The organism is Shewanella sp. T24-MNA-CIBAN-0130, from assembly GCF_040310185.1.
Lineage (GTDB): Bacteria > Pseudomonadota > Gammaproteobacteria > Enterobacterales > Shewanellaceae > Shewanella > Shewanella psychromarinicola.
The window spans coordinates 1-249 of the sequence record NZ_JBEOPP010000467.1; the positions used below are offsets into that span (position 1 = coordinate 1).

At 37.8% G+C, this 249-nt stretch carries 1 protein-coding gene; it reads right to left on the bottom strand.

The genetic code is table 11. The annotated features are described in order from the left end of the window. On the bottom strand, positions 1-233 hold a 233-nt coding region (locus AAEZ02_RS23155; protein WP_351125524.1), incomplete at its 3' end, for an outer membrane protein OmpK. Between the last annotated feature and the right edge of the window lie 16 nt (positions 234-249).

Sequence of the window (249 nt, forward strand, 5' to 3'; positions counted from 1 at the left end):
CCATAGAGGTCAACAAAGCCAGAACGACCGCCAAACTCCATTTCTAAATAGTTATGAGTAGCTTCATCTTCGTTTGCAATTGGATGCTCATCTATTGCATACATAATGTTAAACTGCATCCAATTATAATCGTTTGCATGAATGTCGCCAGTTTGTTCGGCAGCAGAAACAGTAAATGCAGAACCTGCTAGTGCAACTGTACTTGCTAATACTAAAGTATTTAATTTTTTCATCATCAACCCCATGTAT